Source organism: Thiorhodococcus mannitoliphagus (assembly GCF_010915725.1).
GTDB lineage: Bacteria > Pseudomonadota > Gammaproteobacteria > Chromatiales > Chromatiaceae > Thiorhodococcus > Thiorhodococcus mannitoliphagus.
On the sequence record NZ_JAAIJR010000308.1, the window covers coordinates 1 to 1,801 of the forward strand.

General features: G+C 59.4%; 1 protein-coding gene. It reads right to left on the reverse strand.

Annotated features, from left to right (window positions below; translation table 11 throughout):
• Positions 1 to 618 precede the first annotated feature (618 nt).
• Positions 619 to 1,692, reverse strand: a complete 1,074-nt coding sequence (locus G3480_RS26405; RefSeq protein WP_164657170.1) for a TonB-dependent receptor domain-containing protein — start codon at positions 1,690 to 1,692, stop codon at positions 619 to 621.
• Positions 1,693 to 1,801: the final 109 nt, after the last annotated feature.

The following is a 1,801-nucleotide window of genomic DNA, read 5'->3' on the forward strand; positions in this document are numbered from 1 at the left end:
GGGATCGCTATCGGGATCGGAATCGCTATCGTCGGTTCGATCCCGATCCCGATCCCGATCCCGATCCCGATCCCGATGGCCTTGGATGGTCGGACGCTTCATCGAAATTTGACTCATCTGCGAGCATTTTGCGCCCTCAAGGATCCTAGTGGCCTCTATCATGATTTCCAGACAGCCTCTGAGGCATGAGCAATAACTGAGGGCAAATCACGAGACCAAAGCGCGAGCCGCGAACGACGGCAAGGGTGAATGAATCCGTCGCTGGCGCGGACCGAACCTTGGCCGGTCCGGTCCCGGAGACCCGCGCCAAGAGAGCCTGCCGCTGTCTCCCAGCGCTCCTCGGCATGGTGCATCCTCTGCGTTATCTCGCGTCCACCGATAGGCGGGGCAATTTCAGCCCGATTTTCCCCGATAGGCGTGGGTTGCTGGAGTTGCGCGAGACGCTTTCAACGGCCTGTCAATCTCACCACCTATCGGTTTTATGTAGCCAGGGCTTCCAGCCCTGGCAAACCAGGCCAGGATGGCCTGGCTACGCAGGCTTGGAGCGGCTGTTCCGGTTGATTTCGGGAAACCGATAGGTGTTGAGACCTGCCAATAAAGGTGGTTGACCAGGACGAACTATTGGATGTCGTAGGAGAACTGTACCCATCCTGCGCGCTCGTCCAGCAAGAGATAATCGTCAAAATAGGTCAGCAGCGGAGCCGGCGACCGGATGGTTTCGCCAAGCAGGTTGGTTACGCCGGCCCGCAGCGTCAGTCCGGTCATTCCCGCGTTGAACCAATTGAAGGTGAGCGAAAGATCATTGTAGCCGGCGAGCGGTTCGTCGCGTGGATCGTCAGCACCACGCGCGCGATCGCCCACATAACGCCAGCGACCGGTCAACAGCATGTCTGGGCGCGGGCGATAGAAGAGACTGAGATTGCCGAGCCAACGGGCGGAACCCGGAACGGGGCCGTCAGTGGCCTTATCCTCCGCATCCGTATAGCTGAGGTTGGCCAGCATCTTCCAGGCAGGACCGAAGCGTTGTTCCCATTCGAACTCGACCCCTTGCAGGCGCGCTTCTCCGCGGTTCAGATAATTACCGTTTTCATAGACGATGAGATCCTTGAGCTGGGAGTCAAAGAGCGTGGCGCGCGCCACGCTCTGGTCGTGACGAAAGATGTAGCCGAGTTCGGTGGTGCGAGCGGTCTCGGCGTCGGACGGGAAACGATGTGAGAGAATGCTGGATTGGCCATTCACTTGCAAAAGCGTCGGCGGGAAAAACGCCTCGGCGATCTGCGCCTTGAGCAGATGCTCATTGGTCAGGCGCCAGACCGCGGCGAGGCGCGGCGAGAGATTGTCGCCGACATCACTGTAGCGGTCATAACGCAGGCCTGCCGTGATCTCCAGGCGTTCCATGACAGACCATTGATCCTGGAGGACCAGACTCTGAATGGTCCGACGCGCGTCCTCGTCGATGAAATTCAGATCGCCGGTGTAACGGCGCAGTGTCAGCAGCGGTTCCCACGTCAGCAGATCGACATTAAAGGCCCACCAGGCATCGATCAGCTTGGCCTCGGCTGCGCTGAGTTCAAGCCGCCAGCGATGGTTAGCCCAACCGCTCCACTCCAGGGCCAGATCGGCTTCCGCGCGCCGCGTACTGCTATGAATCTGCTGACGCAAGCCATCGGGTAGGAGCGGCCCCTGAGTCACCTGGCTCGGGACACCTGGCGGCAGGATGTTGTGATCTAAGGCGATTTACGCGAAAGAACTTACCCGCAGTTTGGTCGGATGAGGATATCCCATTTGGGCAAAGTGGAAC